The sequence below is a fragment of the Ideonella sp. P3_A4 genome (assembly GCF_056403075.1).
In genome coordinates, this window is the sequence record NZ_JBFUGE010000023.1 from 1 (window position 1) to 22,716 (window position 22,716).

General features: G+C 68.4%; 22 protein-coding genes. 11 read left to right on the plus strand and 11 right to left on the minus strand.

Annotated elements, in window-relative coordinates:
- The coding region (locus AC1DYI_RS04825; RefSeq protein WP_477202938.1) for a hypothetical protein at window positions 1-547 on the plus strand (547 nt) is incomplete at its 5' end.
- A gap of 10 nt (window positions 548-557) precedes the next feature.
- On the opposite strand, the gene AC1DYI_RS04830 is transcribed toward AC1DYI_RS04825, so the two are convergent.
- Together AC1DYI_RS04830 and AC1DYI_RS04835 are read right to left on the minus strand one after the other, a co-directional pair.
- Window positions 558-1,925 (minus strand): MATE family efflux transporter, encoded by a 1,368-nt coding sequence (locus AC1DYI_RS04830; RefSeq protein ID WP_477202939.1) that lies wholly within the window; start codon window positions 1,923-1,925, stop codon window positions 558-560.
- A 101-nt stretch (window positions 1,926-2,026) separates the two neighbouring features.
- Window positions 2,027-3,298 carry an amino acid deaminase gene (locus AC1DYI_RS04835; RefSeq protein ID WP_477202940.1) on the minus strand — a complete coding sequence of 424 codons (1,272 nt, stop codon included), beginning with the start codon at window positions 3,296-3,298 and terminating at the stop codon, window positions 2,027-2,029.
- Between the two features lie 117 nt (window positions 3,299-3,415).
- Here AC1DYI_RS04835 and AC1DYI_RS04840 point away from each other — a divergent pair, with 117 nt between their 5' ends.
- On the plus strand, window positions 3,416-4,954 hold the full coding sequence (locus AC1DYI_RS04840; protein WP_477202941.1) for a GGDEF domain-containing protein: 1,539 nt from the start codon (window positions 3,416-3,418) through the stop codon (window positions 4,952-4,954).
- A gap of 7 nt (window positions 4,955-4,961) precedes the next feature.
- On the opposite strand, the gene AC1DYI_RS04845 is transcribed toward AC1DYI_RS04840, so the two are convergent.
- The 6 genes from AC1DYI_RS04845 to AC1DYI_RS04870 form a co-directional block, all read right to left on the minus strand.
- Window positions 4,962-6,671: a flotillin family protein gene (locus AC1DYI_RS04845; RefSeq protein ID WP_477202942.1), complete on the minus strand. Its 1,710-nt coding sequence runs from the start codon at window positions 6,669-6,671 to the stop codon at window positions 4,962-4,964.
- 40 nt (window positions 6,672-6,711) lie between these two features.
- Window positions 6,712-7,344, minus strand: a complete 633-nt coding sequence (locus AC1DYI_RS04850; RefSeq protein WP_477202943.1) for a YqiJ family protein — start codon at window positions 7,342-7,344, stop codon at window positions 6,712-6,714.
- Window positions 7,345-7,357: 13 nt separating this feature from the next.
- Window positions 7,358-8,032, minus strand: coding sequence for a PspA/IM30 family protein (locus tag AC1DYI_RS04855; protein WP_477202944.1), 675 nt, complete (start codon window positions 8,030-8,032; stop codon window positions 7,358-7,360).
- Window position 8,033: 1 nt separating this feature from the next.
- Window positions 8,034-8,537, minus strand: coding sequence for a hypothetical protein (locus tag AC1DYI_RS04860; RefSeq protein ID WP_477202945.1), 504 nt, complete (start codon window positions 8,535-8,537; stop codon window positions 8,034-8,036).
- Window positions 8,538-8,628: 91 nt separating this feature from the next.
- Window positions 8,629-9,597 carry a DMT family transporter gene (locus AC1DYI_RS04865; RefSeq protein ID WP_477202946.1) on the minus strand — a complete coding sequence of 323 codons (969 nt, stop codon included), beginning with the start codon at window positions 9,595-9,597 and terminating at the stop codon, window positions 8,629-8,631.
- Between the two features lie 59 nt (window positions 9,598-9,656).
- A complete protein-coding gene (locus AC1DYI_RS04870; RefSeq protein WP_477202947.1) occupies window positions 9,657-10,310 on the minus strand; it encodes a LysE/ArgO family amino acid transporter in 654 nt (217 codons plus the stop codon).
- A 71-nt stretch (window positions 10,311-10,381) separates the two neighbouring features.
- Between AC1DYI_RS04870 and AC1DYI_RS04875 the strand changes: the two genes are divergently transcribed.
- Entirely contained in the window at window positions 10,382-11,281 is a 900-nt protein-coding gene (locus tag AC1DYI_RS04875) for a LysR family transcriptional regulator ArgP (protein WP_477202948.1), read from the plus strand.
- Here AC1DYI_RS04875 and AC1DYI_RS04880 read toward each other — a convergent pair.
- From AC1DYI_RS04880 to AC1DYI_RS04890, 3 genes are read right to left on the minus strand one after another with little or no spacing between them, the layout of a single operon-like run.
- Window positions 11,229-12,128: an AraC family transcriptional regulator gene (locus tag AC1DYI_RS04880; RefSeq protein WP_477202949.1), complete on the minus strand. Its 900-nt coding sequence runs from the start codon at window positions 12,126-12,128 to the stop codon at window positions 11,229-11,231. The genes AC1DYI_RS04875 and AC1DYI_RS04880 overlap by 53 nt on opposite strands.
- 13 nt (window positions 12,129-12,141) lie before the next feature.
- Window positions 12,142-12,816, minus strand: a complete 675-nt coding sequence (locus AC1DYI_RS04885; protein WP_477202950.1) for a pyridoxamine 5'-phosphate oxidase family protein — start codon at window positions 12,814-12,816, stop codon at window positions 12,142-12,144.
- 38 nt (window positions 12,817-12,854) lie between these two features.
- Window positions 12,855-15,653, minus strand: coding sequence for a TonB-dependent receptor domain-containing protein (locus tag AC1DYI_RS04890; RefSeq protein WP_477202951.1), 2,799 nt, complete (start codon window positions 15,651-15,653; stop codon window positions 12,855-12,857).
- 251 nt (window positions 15,654-15,904) lie between these two features.
- Here AC1DYI_RS04890 and AC1DYI_RS04895 point away from each other — a divergent pair, with 251 nt between their 5' ends.
- The 8 genes from AC1DYI_RS04895 to AC1DYI_RS04930 all read left to right on the plus strand — a co-directional run bounded on the left by AC1DYI_RS04895 (window position 15,905) and on the right by AC1DYI_RS04930 (window position 22,707).
- Window positions 15,905-17,281, plus strand: a complete 1,377-nt coding sequence (locus tag AC1DYI_RS04895) for a cyanophycinase (RefSeq protein WP_477202952.1) — start codon at window positions 15,905-15,907, stop codon at window positions 17,279-17,281.
- A 70-nt stretch (window positions 17,282-17,351) separates the two neighbouring features.
- Entirely contained in the window at window positions 17,352-18,146 is a 795-nt protein-coding gene (locus AC1DYI_RS04900; protein WP_477202953.1) for an ABC transporter substrate-binding protein, read from the plus strand.
- 56 nt (window positions 18,147-18,202) lie between these two features.
- The gene (locus tag AC1DYI_RS04905) at window positions 18,203-18,889 is read left to right on the plus strand and encodes an ABC transporter permease (RefSeq protein WP_477202954.1); all 687 of its coding nucleotides are present in this window, start codon (window positions 18,203-18,205) and stop codon (window positions 18,887-18,889) included.
- A 16-nt stretch (window positions 18,890-18,905) separates the two neighbouring features.
- Window positions 18,906-19,592 carry an ABC transporter permease gene (locus AC1DYI_RS04910; RefSeq protein WP_477202955.1) on the plus strand — a complete coding sequence of 229 codons (687 nt, stop codon included), beginning with the start codon at window positions 18,906-18,908 and terminating at the stop codon, window positions 19,590-19,592.
- A 25-nt stretch (window positions 19,593-19,617) separates the two neighbouring features.
- On the plus strand, window positions 19,618-20,742 hold the full coding sequence (locus AC1DYI_RS04915; protein WP_477202956.1) for a succinylglutamate desuccinylase/aspartoacylase family protein: 1,125 nt from the start codon (window positions 19,618-19,620) through the stop codon (window positions 20,740-20,742).
- 6 nt (window positions 20,743-20,748) lie between these two features.
- Window positions 20,749-21,531 (plus strand): ABC transporter ATP-binding protein, encoded by a 783-nt coding sequence (locus AC1DYI_RS04920; protein ID WP_477202957.1) that lies wholly within the window; start codon window positions 20,749-20,751, stop codon window positions 21,529-21,531.
- 33 nt (window positions 21,532-21,564) lie between these two features.
- Entirely contained in the window at window positions 21,565-22,044 is a 480-nt protein-coding gene (locus tag AC1DYI_RS04925) for a BON domain-containing protein (protein WP_477202958.1), read from the plus strand.
- Between the two features lie 48 nt (window positions 22,045-22,092).
- Window positions 22,093-22,707 (plus strand): hypothetical protein, encoded by a 615-nt coding sequence (locus AC1DYI_RS04930; RefSeq protein ID WP_477202959.1) that lies wholly within the window; start codon window positions 22,093-22,095, stop codon window positions 22,705-22,707.
- Window positions 22,708-22,716 lie beyond the last annotated feature (9 nt).

The window sequence follows — 22,716 nt, forward strand, 5'->3', positions numbered from 1 at the left end:
GAACGGCACCGCGATCCCGGGCATCGACTTCCGCTTCACCGACAACACCTGGCGCCACTGGCGCTTCGAGCGCGACCAGGTCTACAGCGACGCGGTGCCCTACGACCACCTGCTGCGGGTGATGAACACGACGTCGCCGATCCGCTTCACCGGCACCAACTGGGATGGGCCTGAGAAGTTCTCGAACCTGCTGCCGACTGGGCTGGGCACCAACGGCAACGTGATCGGCAAGCGCAACAAGCGTATCGATGCCAAGCCGGTCAGCTTCATCGATGCCGGCTTGCCGTTTGGCTTCGACTACCTGCGGCTCGAGATGTGGACCGACGTGGCCTCATTGGGCGACAACCAGCCGGTGACCTACGGCCAGGGCTACATCGTCACGCACTTGGGCCAGCCCTACCGCTGCAGGCTGAACCCGTGCCCAGCCGGCCACGTGCCGCCCGAGCACCCGGACACCTGGAAGCCGCTGCCACCGTTCGTCGACGACGTGCGGGTGACCCCCGGCACTCGCTACGAAGCGTTGGGCTTGCAGCCGCAGCCGATGTGAACCTGTTGCGTCAGGCGGCAGCAGGCGTCGCCGTTGTGCCGAAGCTCTGCAGCCGCTGGCGCAGTTGCCAGCGCACCATCAGGCCGCTGACCAGCGCCTGCAGCAGCACGGTGGCGACCGACAGGAACCAGACCTGGCGCAGTGCAAAGCCGGGCTGCTGCGACAGGTAGACCGCCGGCACGATGAAGGTCACCAGCCGCGTCGCGGTGCTGGCCATCGCCGGCCAGGTGTTGCCCATCGCCTGGAACAGGCCCGAGCAGGCGAAGACGAAGCCCATCGCGACGAAGTTGGTCGAGATGATGGTCAGGAAGCTCACACCCACCTCCGCCACTGCCGGGTCGTTGGTGAAGGCGCCGATCATCTTCTCGGGCGCCAGGTGGCACAGCACCGCCAGCAAGAACATGATGCTGCACTCGAGGATCACGCCTTGCTTCAGCGTCTCGCGCACGCGGTCGGCCTGGCGGGCGCCGAAGTTCTGCCCGGCCACCGCCGGCAGTGCGAACGAGATCGCCATCGCCGGCAGGAAGGTCGCCTGCATCACCCGCATGCCGATGCCGAAGCCGGCCTGCGCCGCCGGGCCGAAACCGCGGATCAGCCAGTAGATCGCCGAGGTGTAGAGGAACATCAGGAAGAACTCGCCACCGGCCGGCACGCCGATGCGCAGCAGCGGCTTCCACACCGCGAGCCTGGGCCACATCGCCTGCCAGTCGACCGAGACATAACTCTCCAGCCGCACGAAGTAGACGATCATCATCAGCACCCCGGCCGTCACCGCCAGGCTGCTGGCCAGGCCGGCGCCCATCGGGCCGAGCGGGTGGCCGGTGCCCCAGCCGGCGATCAGGATCGGGGCGAGCACGATGTTGACGAGCACGGTCAGCATCTGCACCACCATGCCGGGCTTGGCGACACCGGTGCCGCGCATCGCCGAGCCCATCGCCGCCATCGGGAACTGCAGCGCCAGGCCGGGCAGGTACCAGAACAAGTACGTGCGGCCAGCTTCGGCGATCGCCTCGCCGGCGCCCAGCGTCTGCATGTAGGGCACGATGCCGACCAGGCCCAGTGCCAGCGCGAACAGCGTGCAGGCCGCGGCCAGCCCCAGCGACTGGTTGAACACCAGCTGCGCGCGCGGCTGGTCCTTCGCACCGACTGCATGCGAGATCAGCGAGACAGTGCCCACGCTCAGCATCTGCGTCAGCGCGATGGTGATCATCACGGCGTTACCGCCGGCGCTGACACCGGCCACCGCGTCACTGCCCAGGCGCGAGACGAAGTACAGGTCGACCAGAAAGTACAGCGTCTGGACCAGCATGCCGATCGCGATCGGCGCCGCCATCGCGATGATGTGGCCGCGGATCGGCCCTTGCGTCAGGTCTTTCATCGGAGGTCCATTCTCGGCAATGCGAAGACCGGCCGTCGTCCACCGGGCTGGGGATGACCGTCGGGCGCAGGACCGGGCCGGGGCCCGGCGGCTTCAGGACGCTAGAAGTGCGTCGTCAGCGCGTCGACGACGCGGTAGTCCTCGTCGACCACCACCATCCAGCGCCACTTGTCGAAGGTGGTGCAGGGGTGCGAGATGCCGAGCGCGACGCGGTCGCCGACCTGCAACTCGACGCCGGCGTCGTTCAGCCGCAGGTAGGTGTGCTGGTCGTTCAGCTTGTCGATCGTCCAGCCGGCCGGCGCAGCGGTGGCGCGGCGCTCGCCGGCGCGGGCGATCTTGGTCGGCACTGGCAGGCCCCAGTCGGTCGAGACATCGCGCTTGCCGGCGTTCAGGATCGCCAGCCCCGGCTCGGGGCACGATTGCACGACGGTCCAGACTTCGAGCGCGGCGCGCAGCCCGCTGGCGTCGCTGCAGCCCAGGCGGCGGTTCACCGCCTGCGCATAACGCTGGTATGCACCGTCATCGTGCGTCACGTAACAACCCGAGCGCAGCAGCGCCTGGATCGGCCGCGGCGACGGGTTCGAGCGTAGCCCGCGCGCGACCAGGTCGAACACCGCCGAACCGCCGGCGCTGACGATGATCTCGCCGGCGTCGAAGAGTTTTTCGGCGTCGCACGCAGCCACGAAACGGTGCAGCCGCTGCATCAGCCCGTTGACCAACACGGCATCCTCGGTGTCTTCGCCCTTGGCCCACAGGCCCTCGTAGGCCTCGACGCCGACCAGTCGCACGCAAGGGCTGGCGTGCAGCCGCCGCGCCAGCGCCAGCGCCTCTTCGTCGGTGCGCACGCCGGTGCGGCCGCCTGGCAGGCCCAGCTCGACCAGCACCTCGAAGGCGATCGACTGGTCGGCCTGTTCGATGCGCGCCAGTTGCTCAGCCGAGTCGACGAGGAAGGCGACGCGCAGGTCGGGCGTCTGCCGTTGCAGCGCTGCCAGTGCGGCCAGCTCGACGGTCTGCACGACCTGGTTCGCGATCACCGCGCGCCGCACGCCGGAGGCGACGCCGATCGCCAGCTGCTGGACAGTGGCGAAGGTGATGCCCCAGGCGCCGGCCGCTATCTGCGCCTGGAACAGCTGCGGCGACATCGTCGTCTTGCCATGCGGCGCGAGCGCAATGCCAGCCTCGGCGACCAGGCGCTGCATCCAGCTCAGGTTGTGCGTCAGCGCGTCGCGGTGGACCACCGCCAGCGGCAGCGGTAGCTGGTTGGCCAGCACGTTCCAGCCCTGCTCGCCGATCTGCGAACGGCGCAGCGCCGGTGCGTTGGCCGGGTAGCCTTTGTAAAGCGGGTCGAGCAGCGGGTCGAGGAACGTGTTCATCCGCCGATTCGACCACAGCCTCACCGGGCAAACCCACCCCTAGTCTGCTTTTGCTGGCAGACTCCAGGTCCCTAACCTGGTCTCATGGCGGTGGCTTTTGGCCGTCGCCCCGCGACGATGAGCAACGACATCGAGGCCCTGACCCAGCAGCTGATCCAACGCGGCGAGATCGAACGTGCGCTGGCCTTGGCGCGCGAGGCGCTGCACGACGCGGTGGGCGTGCCGCGTGCGCAGGCGCTGCTGGCGCTGGCGGACTCGTGCAACTCGGCCGGCCAGTTTGCCGATGCCTTGCGTGCCGCGCTGTCGGCCGATGCGCTGTACCGCGACCTGGGTGATGCGGGCGGCTGCAACGAGGGCTTGCTGCGCGCTGCCGCAGCGTTGCGCGGTGCGGGCGACCACGCCGCGGCGGTCGAATTGCTCGAGCGCGTCGAACAGCAGGCCCGCTTGCAAGGCGATGAGCCGCGGCTGGCGCAGGCGCTGCGCCATATCGGCATCAACAGCTCGGTCCTTGGCCGGCACCAGCATGCGTTGTCGTGTCTGAACGAGGCCGAGGCGCTGTGCCGCCGCGTCGGTACGCCCGCCGAGCACCTGTATGCCAGGCTGTCGCTGCTGAACGCGCACAACCGCGAGGTCGAAGCATTGCCGCCCGATGATCTGCAGCGCCGCCGTGTGCTGGGTGGCCTGGTGCCAGCCTGGCAGGCGCTGGCCGACGACTGCGCGGTGCGGGACAGCCGGCGCCTGCGCGCGATGTCGTTGGGCAACCGGGCGATCACGCTGCATGGCTTGGGCCGCGATGAAGAGGCCGCCGCTGAGCTGCGCGCGCTGCTGCCCGAGTACCGCGCGCTCGGCATGAAGCCCAACGAAGGGCTGTGCCTGGCCGAGTGGGGCCATTGCCTGCAGGCCCTGAATCGCCCCGCAGAGGCACGCGAGCAGTACCGCGCCGCGCTGGTGGTGCTGAACGAAGGCGGTACGGTGGAAGACCGGGTTGCCGCGCTAGAAGGCCTGGCCAATGCCGAAGAAGCCTTGGGCGACGCCGCGGCGGCGCTGGCTGCGCTGAAGCAGGTGCGCGAGCTGGAGCGCCAGAGCTCGGCCGATACCGCCCAGCGCGCGGTGCAACGGCGCGAGCTGCGCATTGAGCTGGCGCGGTTGACCAGCCAATGGGCACGTGAAGCCAGCGAAGACCCGCTGACGGGACTGGGCAACCGGCGCGCGCTGCAGGCCTGGCTGGTCGAGCACCTGCCGCGCGTCGAGCGCGGTGAATCGCTCGCGTTGGTGCTGCTGGACCTGGACCATTTCAAGCAGATCAACGACCGCTTCGGCCACGGGGTCGGCGACGAGGTGCTGACGAAGGTGGCGAAGCTGTTGGGCGAAGGCTGCCGTGGCCACGACCGCGCGGTGCGCTACGGCGGCGAAGAGTTCGTGCTCGCGCTGGCCGCGACCTCGCGCGATGCGGCCACCGAGGTGGCCGAGCGGGTGCGCCAGGCGGTGGCCGATCACGGCTGGACGAGCGTCTCGCCGGACCTGCGCGTCACCGCTAGCCTGGGCGTGGCCGACGCCACCGAAGCGGCCGAGCCGCAGGCGCTGCTGACACTGGCCGACAAGCGGCTTTACGCCGCCAAGCTGGCCGGCCGCAACCGGGTGGTCGCGGCCGGCTGAACCGGTTTCAGTGCGACGACGGGTCCGGCGAGGCCGGCGGCTTCAGCATGCCGGACAGCGCATGCGCAACGCCGGTGATGCCTTCGTTGGACAGGCCCGCGTCCTTCATCACCGCATCGACGATCGGTTTGGCGATCTGGTACTGCAGCGCCGAGTTCATCACCTGTTCGGGAAAGGTCGCGCCGTTCGCGCCGGTCGCGCCATGGGCACCGGCCGAGCCACCATCGCCGCCCGGCGCACCGGGCATGCCGTTGACCTGAAAGATACGGATCGAGTCGATCTTCTCCATCGGCTTGACCGCCTGCTGGATGATCAGCGGCAGTTGCTGCAGCAGCTGGGTGCGCACCTGCAGATCGATCTGCGCGGCCGACAAGGTGTTCAACGCCTCGTTGATCGCGCGCCGGCCTTCGGCTTCGGCGATCGACGCGGCCTGCTTCGCCTGGGCCTCGATCGTGATCGCCTCGGCGCGGTCCAGCGCGGCGTTCTTCTCGGCCGTGGCTGCCACCGTCACCGCGATCGCGTTCTGTTCGGCTTCCTTCGAGGCTTCGATCAGCTGGATCGCCTTGTCGCGCTGAGCCACCGCGACCTGGCGCGAGGTCGTCACACCTTCTTCGGTCTTCGCCACTTCGGCCCGCGCCAGGTTGGCGGCGGCGTCGGCTTCGGACTGTTCGCGTGACTTGTTGGCGATCGCGATCTGCGTGTCCTGCCGCGCCATCTCGACCTGCTTGCGCTGGTCGGCGCGCTGCACCTCGGTCTTGCGCTCCAGATCGATCTCGCGCGTCTGCACCGCGAGGTTCTTCTCGATCTCGGCCGAGCGGATCTCACGGTCGGCCTCGATGCGTTTCTGGCTCACCTGGCGTTCGGCCTCGATCTTCGCAGCCTCGGCTTCGCGGCTGCGCTCGGCCTGCTGCGTCGAGATCTGTGCGGCCTGCTCGGCGCGCGCGGTTTCGATGTCGCGCTTCTGGGTCAGCGTCGCGAACTCCTGGTCCTTCTCGATCGACAGCTTCTGCCTCGAGGCTTCGAGGTTCTTGGTGCGCACCTGCACCTCGGTGTCCTGCTCGACGTCGTTGCGCTGCTTGCGGCGCGCTTCGGTCTGTTCGGTCAGGCGGGTCAGGCCTTCGGCGTCGAAGGCGTTGTTCGGGTTGAAGAACTGCTTGTCGGTCTGGTCCAGGCTGGTCAGCGAAACCGACTCCAGCTCCAGGCCGTTCTTCTCCAGGTCTTCGGCGACAGCGTTCTGCACCGCCTGCACGAACTCGCGCCGCTTGTCCTGCAGCTCCTGGATCGTCATCGTCGCGGCGGTGGCGCGCAGCGAGTCGACGAACTTGTCTTCGACCAGCGCCTTCAGCTCGTTCGGGCTCAAGGTGCGAGCGCCCAGCGTCTGCGCCGCGGTGCTGACCGCTTCTTCGGTCTGCTTCACGCGCACGAAGAACGCGGCGGTCACGTCGACGCGCATGCGGTCTTTCGTGATCAGGCTTTCGCGCTCGCGCCGCATCACCTCGAGCTTGAGCGTGTTCATGTTGACCAACACGCGCTCATGGAACACCGGCAGCACGATCGCACCGCCGTCCATGATCACCTTCTGGCCGCCGAGGCCGGTGCGCACGAACGACATCTCTTTGGTCGAGCGCTTGTACAGGCGCGCGAAGACCACGCCGATCGTCAGCAGCGCAATCAGGATCAGGCCGGCCAGGCCGCCCATCTGGATCAGGTTGTCCATCGTCAATCTCCTCCCTCTCAACAACAACGAAACTCGAAACTCAAAGCACCGTGGGGTACGGGTTGCGGATGCAGCGGTAGAAGCTGCCGGCCTTGCGCACGATCAGCACCTCGACACCGTGGTCGAACACCTCGTCGTCGACGTCGGGCTCGACCATCAGGTAGTGGCTGCGGCCGTGGCTGTCGCGCACGCGGGCTTGCCCCGCCATCCCGCGCCGGGCCGCGCCGCCGCTGATCACGCCGGTGCGGCCGATCAGCGATTGCTCGCTGACGGCGCTGGTCTCGTCACGCGGCACCAGATGCGCGAGCAGCGCACCGAAGCTGCGCACGGTGACCAGGCCCGGTGGCACGGCGAGCAGCCCGGCAATCCAGGCCGGCAGGTAGACGCCGAACAGCCCATGCACGACCGCCTGCAAGCTGTAGCCGAAGAGCGCGTAGCCGGACAGGAACAGCACCAGCAGCACCAGCGACGGCACGCGCCCCAGGTGCAGCCAGCCGAGCACGCGGTCCAGCCCGGTGTCGACGTCGGTGTCGACGTCAGGCACCAGGTGGTCGAGCAACGAGCTCGGGCTCAACGACACCAGCATGCCCAGGCCCTCGATCAGCGCCAGCGCGATGATCAGCGCGAAGGCAATGCCGAAGGGCAGCGTTTCGGCGGTGATGAACAGGCTCACGGCGTCGATGCTTTCACTGCTGGGCCTTCCACTGCGCCAGACGTTCCTCGATCTTGCTCTGGCGCACCAGGTCGTCCAGTTCTTTCAGCTGCGCGGCCTGTTGCAACGTGGCGCCTACGCTGGTCGCGCCGATGCCGGTCTGGCGCTGGTGCACACGGTCGAAGGCGCCGGTGGCGGCGGCCATGCGCATGTCAGCCGGGCCGGCACCGGCCGGGCGACCCGGTGCGAGGCTGGCCTGCGCGGCCAGCCGGCTCTTGCGGAACTCGGCCAGCGCCGTGTCCATCTCGCGCCGCTTGGCCAGCAGCGCTTCGACATAACCGCGCAGCTCCGTCTCCTGGCGGGCGAACTCGGCGAGCGTCGATTCGAGCACCGGCAGCTGCGCTTCGATGTCGAGTTGGCGGGCGACGGCGGTGCGCGCCAGGTCCTCGCGCTGTTGCGCCAGCGCCTGGCCGAGCTGCTCGCTCAGGGCCTCGTGCTGGCGGTTCAGGTTCAGGTGCTGTTGCTGCGCCAGGTGGCGGTTGGCCGAGGTCGTGCCCAGCTCGTGCCGCACGTCGGTGATGACACCGTCGGCCTCGCGGATCGCCTGCTCCATCATCGCCTCGGGCGCCTGGTCTTCCAGCCGGTCCAGCAGCGCATGCACGCCACCGGTGATCACGCGGCCCACCCGTGTCTTCAGTGAATCAGCCATGTCACGTTCCCTTCAAGGTTTGCAGGGTCGAGGCGAGTTGAATGGTAGCGGCCATGTGCCGCTTCACCACCGCCGGGTCGTAGGCGGCCGCCTCGTCGGTCAGGCCTTGGCGCAGCAGCGCCTCGGCCAGCGCGAAGGCGCGGCGCACCAGCGCATCCTCCAACTGGGCCGCCTGTTGTTCGTTGCTCGGCGTCTGGCTGATCGCCAGCGCGAGCGAGGTCGCCAGGTGGTCGAGCACCGCATTGAGCACCTCGGAGTGCCGGCCGGCGGTGCCTTCCACACGCACCAGCGCGTCGCGCAGCCGGCCGACCAGGTCGCGCGACCACGCGTGCGCGGCGACGAAATCGAATGCGCCGTCGTGTTGGCGCTTGAGTTGGCCGAGCAGCACGCGCAGCTTGTCGCTGTTGGTGGTGGCCCCTTCGACCTGCAGCTGGGCCAGCCACAGGTAGAGGTCACTCGGGATGCGTGCGGACAGCGGCTCCATCGAGACAGCGGTGCTGACCATGAATGAATGCCTCTCGTGTTCCTTTGAACACAAGTGTATTCAAACGAATTCGATTGTCAACACCCGGGCACGAAGCCCTGCGGGGGGCCCGCTAGGTCGAATGACCTTCGGCGGCGACAGGCTCCGGCTCGACCCGCAATGCCCAGGCGACGCCGGCGATCAGCAGGGCGATGCCTGCGATGGTCGTGGGCGTGGGCCCGTGGCCGCGCAGCACGAAGGCATAGGCCAGTGCTGCCAGGGTCTCGAAGACGATCAGCTGGCCGGCGAGGTTGGTCGGCAGGCGCTGGCTGGCCTCGTTCCAGCACAGCGTGCCGAGCCACGACGACAGCAGGCCGATCGCCAGCATCAGCGTGATGAAGGCTTCGGGCCGCGGGCCGAAGGGCATCGCCCACGGTGCGTCGGTGGCGCTGAAGAACGCCCAGGTCAATGCGTAGCCGACGACGGCCAATGGCAGCGTGGCCACGCCCTGCGCGGTGGCCCAGCTGCGGGGGCTGCGGTCGGGGTGGGCGCGCAGCCAGTCGGCATTGCGCAGCGGGTACCAGGTCCAGCAGATCACCGCGCCCACGGCCAGCACGGCGCCAAGCGCATAGCGGCCGACATCGGCGTCGGGGTCGGCGCGCAGCGCGGTCCATTCGGCCTGGTTGACCAGCCCGATGCCGAGCGCGATCAGGCCCAGCGAAGGCGCGAGCCGGCGCCAGGGCAGGTGGCCGTCACGCGCGGCGTTGCGCACGTTGGCGCAGGTCGCGATGACGACCGGCAGCGTGCCGATGATCATCGTCGGCAGCGGCGCGCCGGCGCGCTGGATAGCCGACGAGAGAAACAGGTAGTAGACGACGTTGCCGACGAGCGCCAGCTTCATCGCCTCGATCCAGTCGGCGCGGCTCAGCTGGCGCAGGTTGGCGCGGTCCAGCCAAGCCAGCGGCAGCGCGATCAGCCCGAAGGCCAGGTAGCGGCCGAACGACAGCATCACGGCCGGGTAGTCGGCCAGCATCAAGGGCCCGACGAACACCAGGCCCCACATCAGGCCGGCGGCCAGCGCGAACAACACTCCAGTTCCCATGCCGCCGATGATGCCCGGGCCGGGCGTGGCCGGTCTTGTACCGCGTTGCTGTTTCAGGCTCAGTGTGGGAAGGCCAGGGGCAAGACCTTCCACGCCAGCACCAGCATCGTCAGTCCGACCAGTGCGTCGAGCACCTGCCAGGCTTGCGGGCGGGCAAACAGCGGCGCCAGCTTGCGCGCGCCGTAGCCGAGCGCGGTGAACCACAGCGCACTGGCCAGCACACAGCCGCCGACGAAGGCAGCCCGCGCGGGCGCGCCGCTGCGCTGCGCGCCGATCGTGCCGATCAGCAGCACCGAGTCGAGGTAGACGTGTGGGTTCAACAGCGTGAAGCCGGCGACTTGCACCAGCGCCTGCCGGCGGCCCAGGCTGATACTGCTTGTGGCCTGCAGCGCGCCCGGAGCGCGGGCGTTCCACAGCGCGCGCAGCCCGTAGCCGAACAGAAAGAGCGCCCCGCCGCCGGCCAGCAGGCGGGCCAACCCGGGCTGCGCACCGATCAGGCTCGCCAGCCCGGCGACGCCAGCGGCCATCAGCACCGCGTCGGCCAGCGTGCAGAAGGCGACGATGGTCCCAACGTGTTCGCGCCGCAGGCCCTGGCGCAGCACGAAGGCGTTCTGCGCGCCGATCGCGACGATCAGGCCGAAGGTCAGCGCCAGGCCCTGCAGGGCGGGGTCGAGCAGCGAAGCGGCGGTGGTGAGCGGGGCGTCATCGAGCATGCCGCGCAGCTTGCCGGCCGTTGCCGCAGAACGCCAGTTAGACTTTCTTCAGCCAATGAAGCGGATTTGAATTGCTCGACTACGCCCTGATCGACGCCCTGGCCGCAGTGCTGCGCGAAGGCAGTTTCGAGCGCGCCGCACGGGCGTTGCACCTGACGCCGTCTGCCGTCTCGCAGCGCGTGCGCCTGCTCGAAGAACGGCTGGGCCAGGTGCTGGTCGTGCGCTCGAACCCGACACGCGCGACACCAGCCGGCCGTGCGCTGGCCCGCCACGCCGAGCAGGTCGGCCTGCTCGAGCACGAGCTGCTCGGTGAGCTGCCGGTGCTGGCGCAAGGCGTGCAGGGCCGTGTGACGCTGCCGGTGGCGGTGAACGCAGACAGCCTGGCCAGCTGGTTCATTGCTGCTGCGGCCGAAGCCACCGCCGACGCGCCATTGCTGCTCGACCTGAGCCTGGACGACCAGGAGCACACCGCCGAGTGGCTGCGCAGCGGCGAGGTGGTCGCGGCCGTGACGGCACTCGCTCAGGCCGTGCCCGGCTGCCGCAGCGTGCCGCTGGGTCGCTTGCGCTACTGCGCGACCGCGAGCCCGGCTTTCATGCAGCGCCACTTTGCCGATGGCATCAACGCCGAATCACTGGCGCAGGCACCGGCGCTGACCTTCAACCGGCGCGACCGGCTGCAAGGCCAATGGATCGAGCTGGCGCTCGGGCGCGACCTGCCCGCGCCGACGCACTGGTTGCCGTCGACCCAGGCCTTTGTCGATGGTTGCCTCGCCGGGCTGGGCTGGGGCATGAACATGCAGGCGATGGTGCAGCCGATGCTGGACCGCGGCGAACTGGTCGAGCTGGTGCCGGGGCAGACATTGGCGGTGCCGCTGTACTGGCAGCATCGACGCCGCGCATTGCCGGTGCTGGAGGCGCTCAGCCGCGCGGTGCAAAAGGCCGCGGCCGCGGTGCTGGAGCCGCTGGACTGACCGCGACGCTGGTACGCAGCTGTCTTTGATAGCGCGCCGGCGTCACGCCGTACATGCCGGCAAAGCGGCGCGTCAGGTGCGCCTGGTCGACGAGGCCGACGGCAGCGGCCACCTCGGCGGCCGGTACGCCGCGCGCGAGCAGCCGCTTGGCCTCGGCCACCCGCAGTGCGATGCGCCACTGGTGCGGGCTGATGCCGTAGGCGGTCTTGAACGCGCGCTGGAAATGGAACGGGCTCAGACCCGCGAGCGCCGCCAACTCGGCCAAGCGCCATTCGCGCGACAGATCGGCGTGCAGCGCATCGACGACACGCTGGAACGGTCGCCCACCTACCGGCACCGCGTTGGCCGGCGGCTGATGGTCAGCGGCCAGCGGAGCGAGCAAGGCCAGCACGTCGGCCAATGCCATGTCGCAAGCGGGTGCTGATTCGGCCTGCCACAACGCGGCCATCGCCTGCACCATCGCTGCGGCGCGGGCCGTGTCGCCTGACCAGACCGCACTGTCGAAGCGCCAAGTGGGCGCGTCACCGAGGTGGGCGGCCAGCACCGCCTCGTCGAGGTAGAGCATGCGGTAACGCCAGCCCTGTGGCGAGGCCGGGCCACCGGTGTGCAGCTCGCCCGGCTGCATCAGCACGATCGCGCCGGCGGGGGCCAGGTGCTCGCGGCCGCGGTAGTCGAAGCGCTCCTGGCCGGCCTCGATCACACCGAGGCCGTAGCCGTCGTGGATGTGCGGCGCGAACTGGTGGTGCACGATGTGCGCGCGGTACAGCTCGACACCTTCGTGTCCGGCCGCGCGGCGGAACTCCGCCCGGTCCTGCGGCTGGTCGAAGTGCTCGGGCACGCCTTGCATGGTGGTGTTGGCGTCAGTACAGCGTGGCGGCCTGGCGTGCCTGCAGCGCCGCGTCGTAGTCCGCCCCATCGATGCTGGCGCGGCTCAGCGTTTCGAGGATCGTGCCGGGCGACGGCAGTGTGCTGCGCTCGACATGGCGCGCCGGGTCCCACAGGTGCGAGCGCTTGATCGCGCGGGCGCACTGGAAGAACACGCTGATGACGTGAATCACCAGCACCGAAGCCGGCGCCTTGCCATCGACGATGAAGCGTTCGCGCAGCGCCGGTGCCGCCGAGATGCGCGCGGTGCCGTTGACACGCAAGGCCTCGCCGACACCGGGCACCAGGAACAGCAGCGCGACCTGCGGGTCGTGCACGATGTTGCGCAGGCTGTCGATGCGCTGGTTGCCGCGCCGGTCGGGCAGCAGCAGCGTCTTGTCGTCGGCGATGGCGACGAAGCCCGGCCCGTCGCCGCGCGGCGAAGTGTCCAGCCCATGCGGCCCGCGCGTGGCCAGCACCGCGAACGGCGACGCCTCGATGTACGGCCGGTACAGCGGGTGCACGTGGTCGCAGACCTTGGCCAGCGAGGTGTCGCCGGGGCCGGTGCTGTAGAGGCGGCGCAGTGCCGCTTCGCTGCCCAGGTCGTGCGAGGTGTCGGCCGCGAGCGCGGCCAGCGACACCTGGGAAGAAACCGTGTCGTCGTCAACCATGCCCCGAGGATAGAGCATGGCCGACGGGGGAGCGGGGGCTACTTGAAGCTGTACTGCACGCTGGCGTAGAAGAAGCGGCCGCGCGGGTCGGTGTAGCTCGGGTCGTAGCCGGAGATGAAGTACCAGGCCTGGTTCGAGTACGGCGGCGGCGTGTCGAACAGGTTGCGCACGCCGACACGCAGCTTCAGTGCCTTGTCCACTGCCCACGAGCCCGACAGATCCCACAGCGAATAGGCCTTGACGTGGTTCTTGCCGACGACGGTGCCGCTGTCGGTGTCGATCGCCGAGTTCTGATCTTCGTAGCCCGAGTAGTAGGTGTTCGACAGCGTGGCCCCGAACGCGCCGTACTCCCAATCGGCGCTCAGCCGGTGGCGCCAGCGCTGCACCACGCCGTCGGTGACGAAGTGGCCCAGGTTGCTGACGAACGGGTCGCCGTCGCCGGTCTGCTGCTTCGACTCGAGTGTGTAGGTGCCGGCCAGGTGAACGGCAAACTCGCCGAAGTCGGTCTTCAGCCCCTTCCAGTCGACCACGATGTCGAGGCCCGATGAGCGCATCGCGCCGCGGTTTTCCTTGCGCAGGTCGATGTAGCAGATGCCGGTGTCGTCCGGATCCACGTCTTCACCGCAGGTGTCGATGAAGTCCTGGTTGCCGTTGCGCGGGTCGCTGTAGCGGTGGATCAGATTGGTGTATTTGTCGGCATGCGCCAGGATCACGTCGTCGCCGATCTCGCTGATCAGGTTGGACTTGCGGATGTTCCAGTAGTCGACGCTGAAGCTCCAGTTCTTGGCCGGCTGCGCCACCAGGCCGAGCGAGAACTGGCGTGAGCGCTCCGGCTTCAGGTCCGGGTTGCTGAAGCGGTGGGTTTCCCAGTTGTCGGCGCAGAAGGACAGGTCGTTGTCGTTCTCGGCCATGCACACAGGGTCGGGCAGCGTCGCGGTTTGGCTGACGACCGTCGGGCGATGCAGGTCCGACAGCGACGGCGCGCGAAAACCGGTGCCCGCCGAGCTGCGGAACAACAGCTCAGGCATCGGCTGGAACGTCGCGCCGATCTTCGGGTTGGTCGTGCTGCCGACGCCCTGGTACTTGTCGAAGCGTGCTGACAACTGCAGGGTCCACTGCTTGCTCAAGGGTGCGAGCAACTCGCCGTACACCGCGGCGACCTTGCGGCTGTCGGTGCGCGGCTCGGTCTCGCCGGCGACGTCGTCGTTGTTGATGTTGTCGCTGGCGTACAGCGCCGAGGGCTTGTAGCTCGCGCGCTCGCGGCGGAACTCGCCGCCCAGGCCCAGTTCGAGGTCACCGCCGCCAAGCTTGGTCAGCGCGCGCGAGATCTTGCCGTCGATCGCGTCCATAGTGGCCTTCGAGCGGCGGGCCACGTCGTTGACCTGGATCGTGTCGTAGAAGGCCTTGTTGGTCGCCGGATCCGGGTGCACGACGTCGACGACGTGGTCGAAGATGGCGTCCTGCAGCTCCTGGTAGAGCAGGTAGCCGTGGCCGTCCTTGTCGGCCACAGTGTTGACGCTGTGGTTCAGGCCGATGTCGTAATCCCAGTTGGCCAAGGCGCCGCTGAGGCCGACGACGTAGCGCTCGCCGGTGCTGGTCAGCTCGCTGGTGCGTGCGCCGGCCTCGGGAAGGCGAGCGCGGACTTCCAGTTCCTGGTCGATGTCGGCCAGGTCCATGCCGATCGCGGCGAATTCCGGCACGTCCTTGACCTGCATGACCGATGTCGTGCGAGCTGACGAGCCGACGTACCAGGTCTTGGCGCGGCTGTAGGCCGCCTCGGCGTAGAGCTGGTGCTCGCCACCCAGCGACACGACGCCGCGGCCGAGGAAGCCGAGCTTCTCGGACTTCGGGTACAGCTCGGTGTCGCGCATGTAGTCGTAAGTGCACGCGTCCTCGCCGCCGATCCCGTTGGGCAGATACACGTTCGCGGGCGGGTTGCAGTCCGGCGCGCTCAGGTTGATCGTGCGATTGACGATCGGCTTGCCGTGGATCGTGAACCCCTGTTCCTGCAGGAAGTCGCGCTGGTCCGAGCCGAGCCGGATGTTGGCTGGGCTGGTGTAGCCGGACAGCAGGTGCGGCAGCCGCTCGGGCACGCGCAGGTCTTTGATGAAGTCGCGCTGCGAGGTGCGAAGCGCCTCGGTGCGCTGGACGTCGAGCACACCGAAAATGTTGAAACCATTCGTGCCGAAGTTGCCGTAGCCGGCGGCGATCGACGCGGTGGTCTTGCCGGCGCCACCTTCCTGTGTCGCGCCACCGTAAGCGTTCAGCTCGACGCCTTCGTAGTCGCTGCGGGTGATGAAATTGATCACGCCACCGATGGCGTCGGTGCCGTAGCGCGCCGAGGCGCCGTCGAGCAGCACGTCGACATGGTCGATGGCCGCCGACGGGATGTTGTTCAGATCGACGCCCGCGTCGTCGCCCGGCGACGCGAAGTTGGCCATACGGCGGCCGTTCAGCAGCACCAGCGTCGACGAGGTGCCGATGCCGCGCAGATTGGCCGAGTTGAAGCCCTTCTGGTCGTAGCCGCCGACGTTGATGCTGCCGCCGTCGGTCAGGCCGTTCGAGGCGGCCGTCAGCTTGCCCATCAGTTCTGCGGCGGTCGTGACACCGAGCTTGTCGATCTCTTCGCGGGTGATGGTCTGCACGGGCAGTGCGCCTTCACCATCGATCCGCTTGATCAGCGACCCGGTGATCTCGACCCGCGCCGGTTTCGGCGTGACGGTGTCATCCGCCGGCGTGGTCTGGCCGTTGGCAGCCAGCGGTGCGGCCAGGGCCAGCAATGCCACCTTCGCCAACAGATGCAGGGTGGGGCGGGCTTGGCGGTGGGCTGGGCTCATCGGGGTCGCTTTCGGGAAAAAGTGGGGAACTGCAGGCGCCAATGCAGTCTATGAAGCAAGCGCTGCTTCGCATACCAGTGCGACAACGGCCGTGGCACGGGCGCAACTGAGGGCATGATCACGCCCGTTGTACCTGCGATCGCCCGATGCAAGAACGAGTCCATCCCCAGTTCTTGGTGGTTGAGGGGTGCCGCCAATGCCAAGATGCCCCCCAGGGAGCCGAGAACAAATTGCCTGTCATGAACCCAAGCTTGAAAAAACTTGTTGCAGCGCTGGTCGCTGTCGTTGCGGTGGCGGGCCTGGTGGGCTCCGCAACTGCCCAGGATCGGCCGCCGACTTTCACTCCGCCGCCGCCCCCTTCCGCACCAGCATCGGCCGCCAGCGCTGTGCCGAGCGCCGTGCCCAGCGCCGGTGCGAGGGCCGCCTTCGGTGTGCGCGAGACCAAGGTCGGCGAGCCGGTCAAGGGCTATGCGGTGATCATYGGCGGTGCGCTGAAGGCCGACAACGACGAGGTCTGGTCGCGCATGGTCGAGCTGTCCGGCGGCAAGGGCGCGCGCTGGGTGGTCTTCGGCACCGCGTCCGAAACGCCGGACAAGGCCGGTCGCCGCGCGTCCGAGTTGCTCGAAAAGCGCGGCGCCGTGGCCGAGTCGATGCCGGTCGCGCCGCAGCTGAAATGGGTCGACCTGGACAAGGCGGTGCGTGACCCGCAGCTGCTGGAGCTGGTGCGCAACGCCAATGGCGTGTTCTTCACCGGTGGGGCGCAGGAGCGCATCGTCGACACCTTCAAGCCCGGCGGCCACAACACGCCGATGCTGAACGTGATCTGGGAGGTCTACCGCCGCGGCGGCGTCGTGGCCGGCACCTCGGCCGGCGCGGCCATCATGTCGACGGTGATGTTCCGCGATGCGCTGAGCGTCATCAACGTGATGAAGGGTCAGCTGCGCGAAGGCAAGGAGATCGACCACGGCCTGGGCTTCGTCGGCCCGAACCKGTTCGTCGACCAGCACTTTTTGAAGCGCGGCCGCTTCGGCCGCATGATCCCGCTGATGCTGGCCAAGGGCTACAAGCTGGGCCTGGGCATCGACGAGAACTCGGCCGCGATCGTGCAGGGCGACATGGTCGAGGTGATCGGTGGCAAGGGCGCGCTGCTGGTCGACCTGAACGACATGAAGATGGACCCCAACATCAATGCGCTGAACCTGACCGGTGCCCGCCTGACCTACCTCGACAAGGGCGACCGCTTCGACCTGGGGCTGCGTCGCATCGAGCCTTCGGAGCGCAAGCGGCGCGGCCAGTTCCTCGACCCGAACTCGCCCAACTACAAGCCCGAGTACACCAACGAACCCTTCTACATCGACATGCTGAGCGACTCGACGCTGAGCAACGCGATGGGTTTCCTGATCGACAGCAACCAGAAGGAAGTGCGCGGCCTGAGCTTCGACCCGAAGGCACCGGCCAGCGAGCCGCTGGCCGACCTGGGGTTTTCCTTCAGGGTCTACAAGGGCAAGGACAGCATGGGCTGGTACTCTGACGAGTCCGGCGGCGATGAGTACTCGGTGGCCAGCCTGTACCTGGACATCACCCCCGTGCGCATCAGCCGCCCGCTGTATTCCCCCTGGACGCGCTGAACCGGCGCGTTATTCGTTGACGCGGCCGAACGAGCCGCTGTTTAGCCGAGTTAGCTAGGAGAGCTTGACCATGACCCTTCGCCGCACCACCGTCCTTGCTGCCGCATTGGCCGCGTTGTTGTCCTTCGCCGGTACCGCCGCGCAGGCGCAGGCGCCGGACTGGAAGAAGGTCCGCATCGCCGTCGAAGGCGCCTACCCGCCGTTCTCCGAGATCGGCACCGACGGCAAGATCAAGGGCTTCGACATCGACATCGCCAACGCGTTGTGTGCCGAGATGAAGGCCGAGTGCTCGCTGGTCAACCAGGAATGGGACGGCATGATCCCGGCGCTGCAGGCGCGCAAGTTCGACGCCATCGTGGCCCAGATGTCGATCACCGAAGAGCGGCAGAAGTCGGTGCTGTTCACCAACAAGTACTCCAACACCCCGGCCTGGCTGATCGCCAAGGCGGGTACGTCCGCTGACCAATCGGCCGCCGCCTGGAAGGGCAAGAAGATCGGCGTGCAGCGCACGACCACGCACGACCGCTTCGCGACCGAGCACTTCAAGAACAGCGAGATCGTGCGTTATGCGAAGCAGGACGAGGTCTTCCTCGACCTGGCCGCCGGCCGCATCGACGCGGTGCTGTGCGACTCGGTCTCGGCCGACATGGGCTTCATGAAGACGCCGGCCGGCAAGGGCTTTGCTCGCGTCGGCGCACCGATCGACGATCCGAAGATCTTCGGCATCGGCGCTGGCATCGCCGTGCGCAAGGGCGACACCGGGCTGCAACAGAAGCTCAACGCAGCGATCGCCGCGATCCGCGCCAACGGCACCTACAAGAAGATCCAGGACAAGTACTTCGAATTCGACGTCTACGGCCAGTGAGGCCGGCCGACTGTCGACACGATTGCTGAAGAACAAGCGCCGAGGGAGCTGAGGGGATGTTGCATGGCTATGGCGCGAGCCTGTTGGAGGGCTCGCTGCTGACGCTGGCGGTGGCGTTCGCGTCGCTGTCGATCGCCATGGTGCTCGGGCTGCTCGGCGCGCTCGCGAAGCTGTCGCGCCTGCGGCCGCTGCGCTGGCTGGCGCAGACCTACACCACGCTGATCCGCGGCGTGCCAGACCTGGTGATGATGCTGACCGTTTTCTACGGCGGCCAGGTGCTGATCAACTACCTGGGTGATCGCCTCGGCTGGGGCTACGTCGACATCGATCCGTTCGTCGCCGGCGTGCTGACGATTGGTTTCATCTTCGGCGCCTACATCACCGAGGTGCTGCGCGGCGCGTTCCTCGCGGTGCCGGCCGGCCAGAAGGAGGCGGCGCTCGCGTTCGGCATGACGCCGCGGCAAGTGCTGGTGCGCGTAGTCGGCCCGCAGATGCTGCGCCACGCGCTGCCGGGCTTGTCGAACAACTGGCTGGTGATGGTCAAGAGCACCGCGATCGTGTCGGTRATCGGCCTGTCGGACTTGATGAACCGTGCCGGCCAGGCAGCAGGCGCGACCCACGAGCCGTTCATGTTCTACCTTGCGGCCGGCGGCATGTACCTGCTGTTCACCTCCGTGTCGGAGTGGGGCTTCGCAGCGCTGCAGCGCAAGTTGGCGATCGGCGTGCGCCAGGTCGCGGTCTGACGAGGAGGCGGCCGAAATGGATTTCGACGTCATCTTCGACAGCCTGCCGATGTACGGCCAGGGCGCGCTCGTGACGCTGGCGCTGCTGGCGCTGTCGCTGGGCTTCGGCATGCTGCTGGCATTGCCGCTGGCGATGCTGCGCAGCTTGYCGTCGCCATGGGCGTGGCGGCCGGTCTGGGCCTTCACCTACGTGATGCGCGGCACGCCGCTGCTGGTGCAGGTCTTCCTGCTTTATTACGGCCTGGCGCAGTTCGAGGTTGTACGCGACAGCGCACTGTGGCCGCTGCTGCGCTCGGCCTGGTTTTGCGCGGTCGCAGCCTTCGTGCTGAACACCGGCGCCTACACCACCGAGATCCTCTACGGCGCGATGCGCGCGGTGCCGGGCGGCGAGGTCGAGGCCGCCAAGGCGCTGGGCATGTCGCGCTGGACGACCTTTCGCCGCATCATCTTGCCGTCGGCCTTCCGGCGTTCACTGCCGGYCTACGGCAACGAGGTGGTGCTGATGTTGCACGCCACGTCGCTGGCCAGCACGGTGACGCTGTACGACCTGACAGGCGCCGCCCGCGAGGTCAACTCGCGCTTCTACATGCCGTTCGAGGCCTTCATCACCGCGGGTGTTTGCTACCTGCTGCTGACCTTTGTGCTGGTGGCGCTGTTCCGCGCCGCCGAAGCGCGCTGGCTGACGCCGCTGACCGCCCGCTGATCCCGTGGCCTAACTCTTTCGTTCCATGCGCACTGACCACCACCCCTTGCTGCCGGCCGCACCCGGTGCCCGCCACGAGCTGATCAGCCTGCACCATGGCCAACCCGGCGCCGGCCCGAAGGTCTACATCCAGGCCTCGCTGCACGCCGACGAAGTGCCGGGCATGCTGGTCGCCCACCACCTGCGCAGCCGCCTGGCGGCGCTGGACGCGGCCGGCCGCGTGACCGGCGAGGTCGTGCTGGTGCCCGCTGCGAACCCGCTGGGCCTGGGCCAATGGATGCTGCGTTCGCCGCAAGGCCGCTTCGAATGGGGCAGCGGCGAAAACTTCAACCGTCAATTCACCGACCTGACCTCGGCCGTGATCGAGCGTTGCGGCGACAAGCTAGGCGCCAATGCGCAGGCCAACGTGGCGCTGGTGCGAGCGGCGTTGCGCGACGCAGTGGCTGCACTGCCTGCCACCACCTCGCTCGAACACCTGCGCCGCACGTTGCTGGGCTTGGCGGTGGATGCCGACGTGGTGCTCGATCTGCACTGCGACGGCGAGGCGCTGCTGCATCTGTACAGCACGCACGCCGGCTGGGCCGCCGGTGGCGAGTTGTTGACGCGTTGCCTGGGCGCCGAGGTCGCGCTGCTGGCCGGCCGCTCAGGCGGCGATCCGTTCGACGAGGCCTGCTCGATGCTGTGGCCCGATCTGGCCGAGCGCTTGGGCCCGACCAAGCCGGTGCCGCCGGCCTGCCTGGCCGCGACGATCGAGCTGCGCGGCGAAGGCGACGTGACGCACGAGCTTGCCGCGCGCGACGCCGACGCGATCCTGGTCTACCTGCACCACCGCGGTGCGATCCAGCTCGACCCAGCACCGGCGCTGCCGCCCACGGTCTGCGAGCCGACGCCGCTGGCCGGCTCGATGCCGCTGCACGCCCCGCACGGTGGTGTGCTGGTGTTCCTGAGCGACGTGGGGGTGCGAGTGCGCCAAGGCGATCCGCTGGCCGAAATCATCGACCCGATCACTGGCAGCTCGACTGTTTTGGTGAGCCCGGTCGACGGCCTGTTCTTCGCCCGCGAGCGCAAACGTTTTGCCGTCGCCGGCATGCCGATCGGCAAGGTGGCCGGGCGCGAGGCGCTGCGCCAAGGCTCGTTGCTGTCGGCCTGACCCCTTATGACTTCACCTGTTTCCCACCTCGGCCTCGTCGTCGACAACCTGCACAAACGCTTTGGCGACCGCGAGGTGCTGCGCGGCGTCTCGCTGAAAGCCAAGCCCGGCGACGTGATGGCGATCATCGGCGCCAGCGGCTCGGGCAAGAGCACGTTGCTGCGCTGCTTGAACCTGCTCGAGCAGCCGCACGAGGGCACGCTGCAGCTGGGCGCCGAAACGCTGGCCCTGAAGCGCGACCGCGACGGCAGCCTGACGGCGGCGGACACCAACCAGCTGCGCCATTGGCGTTCACGGCTGGCCTTCGTGTTCCAGAGCTTCAACCTGTGGCAGCACCGCACCGCGATCGAGAACGTGATCGAGGCGCCGATCCACGTGCTCGGCCAGTCGCCGGCGCAGGCGCGCGAACGGGGGCGCGAGCTGCTGGCGCGTGTCGGCCTGTCGCATCGCGAGAACAACTACCCGGCGCAGCTGTCGGGTGGTGAGCAGCAGCGCGTCGCGATCGCCCGCGCTCTGGCCGTCGACCCCGAGGTGATGCTGTTCGACGAGCCGACCTCGGCGCTCGACCCGGAGCTGGTCGGCGAGGTGCTGAAGGTGATGCGTGGCCTGGCCGCCGAGGGCCGCACGATGCTGGTCGTGACGCACGAGATGGAATTCGCACGCGAGGTGGCCAACCACGCGATCTTCCTGCACCAGGGCCTGATCGAAGAGCAGGGCGTGCCGCGCGAGGTGCTGGTCAAGCCGACCAGCGAGCGGTTGAAGCAGTTCCTCTCCGGCGGGTTGAAGTAGCGGCCCGCGCCGCGCGGCGGCATCATCCGGCCCATGCGCCGATACCTCTTGATGCCGTTCTGCGCTGCCATGCTGTGCGCGGTGGGCAGCGTTGCCGCCGACGAGCTGCGCCGCAACGTCTTCGACGACCCGTTCGTCCAGTTGACGCGGGCTTTGCCGGCCTGCCCGGTGCCGGAAGGCCCGTTGCTGACCGAAGCCGAGGCCAAGGCCCAGGCGCACGGCCGTATCGAGCGGGGCACCAGCTGTTTTCGCGCCGGCCGTTGTCGGCTGCCCAACAGTTACCTGTACGACAAGGAAATCATGCCGCGGGTGCTGAAGGCGGTCGATGCCGACGGCCGCTTCGACCGCACGACCAGCGTCTGGGCGTGGGGCCAGCGGCGCTGGATCTGGCTTCAGGGCTGCGTCAGCAGCGAGGCCGAATCGCAGGCGCTGGAGACGCTGGTGCGCGGCATCGACGATGTCGAAGGCGTGGTCAACGAACTGGTGGTCGTGCCGGATGCACGCGCGCGTTGAACGCACGACTGGCCGGCAGCGCGGCACGGTGCTACTGTCGTTGCCGCCATGTCTTGTTCGAGCCGCCCGGTGCTGACGCGCCGCCATCTGCTGCTGGTGGGCCTTCTGGCCGCTGCCTGCGCGCAGGCCGCCACGCCACCGGCCGTCAACTTCAGCCTGCAATGGCGCGTGGTACCGTGGCCTTCGCCACCAGTGCCGGTGACGACGCCGGGCTCGGTCACTGTGTCGACGACGGGCCCGACACCCACCGCCCCCGGCTCACAGACCACCCGCACCGCGACTCCTGAGCTGCCCGCACCGCGCCTCGTCGTGCGCAACGGGGGCCAGGCGCAGATCACGCTGCGACGCGACGATGTGTCGGCCCAACCTGATTGGGTCTGGACCGCGCTGGGCCAAGGCATCGAAAGCCGCACCCAACGCCACGGCCAACGCGACGCGCTGTGGGTGCAAGTGCAATGGCCAGGCGGTTCAGCGCCCGCGCAACTGAGCTTCCGCTTCGAACACCCGCTGCCCGACATCGCCGAGGGCCCCCGCGGCGACGCTGCCCAGCAGCTCGACGGCGAACTGCTGCTGCAGCTGGACCAATGGCAAGAGGTCGGCCACTGGTCCGTGCCTGACGGCACCGGCCAAGCGCTTCAACTGCGTCTCAGTCGAGTGCCCTAGCACTCGACG